Source organism: Mycobacterium sp. (assembly GCF_049585075.1).
In the GTDB taxonomy this organism is placed as follows: domain Bacteria; phylum Actinomycetota; class Actinomycetes; order Mycobacteriales; family Mycobacteriaceae; genus Mycobacterium.
In genome coordinates this window covers 1-3,461 of sequence record NZ_JBAUZA010000443.1, presented here as the reverse complement: position 1 = coordinate 3,461, position 3,461 = coordinate 1, and the positions used below count along the sequence as shown (strand labels likewise).

The 3,461-nt window shown below is 63.5% G+C and carries 3 protein-coding genes and 1 pseudogene; 3 read left to right on the top strand and 1 reads right to left on the bottom strand.

Features of this window, described 5'->3' with window-relative positions; all coding sequences use genetic code 11:
- Window positions 1–115: 115 nt before the first annotated feature.
- Window positions 116–1,282, bottom strand: a complete 1,167-nt coding sequence (locus WB785_RS21120; protein ID WP_424081494.1) for a DUF1611 domain-containing protein — start codon at window positions 1,280–1,282, stop codon at window positions 116–118.
- Window positions 1,283–1,535: 253 nt separating this feature from the next.
- On the opposite strand from WB785_RS21120, the pseudogene WB785_RS21115 reads away from it, so the two are divergent.
- From WB785_RS21115 to WB785_RS21105, 3 genes and pseudogenes are all read left to right on the top strand, one after another.
- Window positions 1,536–1,661, top strand: a pseudogene (locus WB785_RS21115) (GNAT family N-acetyltransferase); the annotation flags it as partial.
- Window positions 1,662–1,876: 215 nt separating this feature from the next.
- Entirely contained in the window at window positions 1,877–2,482 is a 606-nt protein-coding gene (locus tag WB785_RS21110) for a GNAT family N-acetyltransferase (RefSeq protein WP_424081492.1), read from the top strand.
- Between the two features lie 400 nt (window positions 2,483–2,882).
- Window positions 2,883–3,461: SDR family NAD(P)-dependent oxidoreductase (locus WB785_RS21105; protein ID WP_424081490.1), on the top strand; the 579-nt coding region annotated here is incomplete at its 3' end.

Sequence of the window (3,461 nt, the reverse complement as noted above, 5' to 3'; positions counted from 1 at the left end):
GAGCCCAACACGGCCTTGGTGATCCCGGTGACCCGGATGCCCGTTGGGGCGAGCCGGCCGAACAGAATCCGGGTGTTCTGCTCGACCTTGTCGAGATCGGTCTCGATCCGAAGCGTCACACGGGGTTGGTCGTGTCGGCTACCGCCGCGAGCGCGGGGAAGGCCGTCAGCACCATGTCGACGAGATCCGACGCGGGGCGCGTCAGAGGGTCGGTGACTGGGAGGCCGAGCTGCGAGTGATGCACGGAGATCGCGTTGCTCAGCTCGTCTTCGGTCATCTCTTCGTGGTTGATCGTGATCCCGATGACGCGGGTGTCGGCGAACGCCTCGATCAGTGCGATCTCGCTGGCCGCGGTCGGCATCGGCACCATCGGGAAGTCGCCGAGCATCTTGCGCTTCGGCGCGTGCTGCACGATCACGCCGGCCGGGCGGCTGCCACGCAGGATGTGAGCCGACGTGATGTAGGCGGGGTGGCTGAGTGCGCCCTGGCCCTCGACCACGATCACGTCAGGGTTCTCACCTTCGAATGCGGCGACGACCTGGTGCTCGACCTCGCCCGAGCAGAATTGTGGGACCAGCGCATCCAGCGCGACGCCGTACTTGCCGCCCTGGATCAAGGTGGTCTGACCGGTGCCGACCATGACCGCCTTGATGCCGTGCGCGTTGAGCGCCTGGACCAGCAAGGTGGCGGTGGTGCGCTTCCCGATCGCGCCGTCGGTACCCAGTACCGCGATCCTGGGACATGTGACATCGAAGATCCGGCCGGAGAACAGATGCAGGTCGCGCTTGGCCTTCGGTCGGCGCACATCGGTGATGGTGACGCCGGCGATCACAGCTGCCGCCGCGAACTCGGCGTCGTCGTTGAGGAACTCGTGCAAACCGTTGATGATGTGCATCCCGCGGGCGATGCCGTCGAGCAGCACGACCCGCTGCTCGTCGGACAGCAGGCCGTCGGCAGGCGCAAGCCCACAGATCAGGTAGTCAGGTACGAAGCCGGCGTGCGAGAGGCACTCGGTGAGCGACGCCAGCACCGGGATGCCGTTCGCGGTGCCGTCTAGGAGTTTCCCGGCATCGACACCGGCCCGGATGCTGTCGATGACGCTGAGAATCTCGTACTTCTCCGAGTGCCGGACCAGGCCGTTAGCGGTCTTACCGTCCTGCTCGCCGAACTGGCCCTCGCAGTAGACGATCGCGGTGGAGCACGCAGGCAGCGCGAATCGGGCTGCGGGAAGGCCTTGTTCGGACGCGTCGAGAGAAGGGGTAACGCTGGGGAGCGAAGACATAAGATCCTCTGAGAAGTCTCAGAGAAGGCGACGCGATCGTGGCGGGGCGGTGAGCCCAACGTTCAGCGAGTGGTCTGCCCTGAGGACCGGCAAGATTACCGGCGTGTTAACTGTACCCGATCGGTTCTGACTGTCCTGCTTCCGCCGACCCCGAGCGATGTGGTGCGTACGTACACCTTGACCGGGGCAAGCAGGCCGCATCTCGGTACGTCCGCGTGGGTCACTACGGCTCCACACGGAATCCTTCTCGGGGCCTTGGTATGTCGCGGTGCACGGTGAACCAGGCTCCGAAACGGGATTGGCGCGCTACCGTCCCATCGATACCGACGCCTGGTTCGTCAACGATCCGCGCACCATTGTCGTAGACAACTTCTTCGCAGGGTGACTACTCTTGACGCCGTCAAGACCCGAAACGAAACCGCGGGTAACGAGCGGGACTGAACCGGATCGAGACGGAGCGAACCTGCAGCTGAACCCGTATCTTGCCTGGTCAGGGCAGGGTTTGAGTCCCCTTAGCTCCACCCACATAACTACAGGTCACGGCATAGAATCGTGACCTGCCCCAGTACGTGTATCACGAATCCGGGAGGCGACATGGTTAAGCATCGCCATGTCGAATGGGACCCTGACACGCGACGCATCCTGACGACCCGGCTCCTACTGCGCCCGTGGCAACTCGACGACGACCTCGCCGCCTATGGGATATACGGTGCCCCGGAGGTTTCGCGTTGGTTGTCTCCGGCGCTGCCCTTGATCACCGATGACGCATCCATGCGCCAACTCTTAGGCGCATGGATCGCCGAAAGCGACGCGACCGGCCTGCCCCTGGGCCGATGGGCGATTACCGATAGAGACTCAGGCGACCTGGTCGGGGGAGTGGCACTGCTTCCACTTCCACCCGGCCGCACCGATCTCGAGATCGGATGGCAGGTTGCACCAACGAGGTGGGGTCATGGCTACGGCGCGGAAGCCGGTCATGCGGTGGCCCATCAAGCATTCACAAATGTTGGTGTCAGTGAGGTCTTCGCCGTCGTGCGGCCAGGCAATCATCGCGGGGTGGCCACCGCGCGGCGAGTAGGCATGGAATGGGTCGGTGAGACCGACAAGTACTACAACCTGACCCTTGAGATCTACCGTCTGAACAAAGCAGATTTGGATCTGCCAGAGCCGGCCTGTGCTCCGGAGCCGGGATCGCACTAGCCCCGAATACCACCGCGGTGCGGCTTCTCAGCACGGCTAAGGAATCTGCCAAACCGAATTCCTCACTGCGCGTTCGAAACTCAGCGAAGCGGCGGGGTCTCCTGAGTGCCCCAAACCGGGTTGATGTCGTGAAGCTGCGCTGCTCAGGGCGTGATCGACAACGGACACCGACAGCGCACTGGGCGTCAGCAGTTGGCCCCGGCGCCCCACCAGAACTCACCCGGGTGAAACAACGCTGGGGTGATGACGGCTCACCCCGCCGGGCAGCAGACTGATGCCAGTTCAACGTCGACACGCATGGCACCGGGTGTCGACGCCAGGGCTACAACTCTCCTTGTCGGGCAAAGGCGGAAATGGCCCAGCAGGAGTCATCGAGAATGATCAGCAGAAGGGTCTCACCATGCACTTCAATTCCAAGAAGGTCATTGTTGTCGGAGGTAGCGCCGGCATGGGCCGGCAGGTCGCCGCCGATATCGTGCGCCACGGCGGCAGCGCGGTGATCGTCGGTCGGTCGAAAGACCGTGTTGACGACACCGTGACCGAACTGAGTGGCGGGGATGGCCAAGCCTGGGGGATCGCTGCCGAGCTGACGGATCGCTCTGCGGTCGCCGATGTGCAGCGTTCGCTTTCTGAGGACCATGGCGATGCGACGCTGCTGGTAAACGCGGCCGGATTCTTTATTCCGAAGGCGTTTCTTGAGTACGACGCACAGGACTACGACTCGTACATGGACCTCAACTATGCGCTGTTCTTCCTGACGCAGACCGTCGTTGCGGGCATGATCGCACGCGGGGAGGGCGGCTCCATCGTCAACATCGGCAGCATGTGGGCACATCAGGCGATCGGTCTGACCCCATCGTCGGGATACTCGATGCAGAAAGCCGGCCTGCACGCGCTCACCCATAACCTGGCTATCGAGCTTGCCGGGCACAAGATCCGCGTCAACGCGGTAGCACCGGCCGCCGTGAAAACCCCCGCT

Excerpts from the sequence above, each read along its gene's own strand:
- WB785_RS21120 (WP_424081494.1), bottom strand. The coding sequence starts at position 1,282 with ATGTCTTCGCTCCCCAGCGTTACCCCTTCTCTCGACGCGTCCGAACAA.
- WB785_RS21110 (WP_424081492.1), top strand. The coding sequence starts at position 1,877 with ATGGTTAAGCATCGCCATGTCGAATGGGACCCTGACACGCGACGCATC.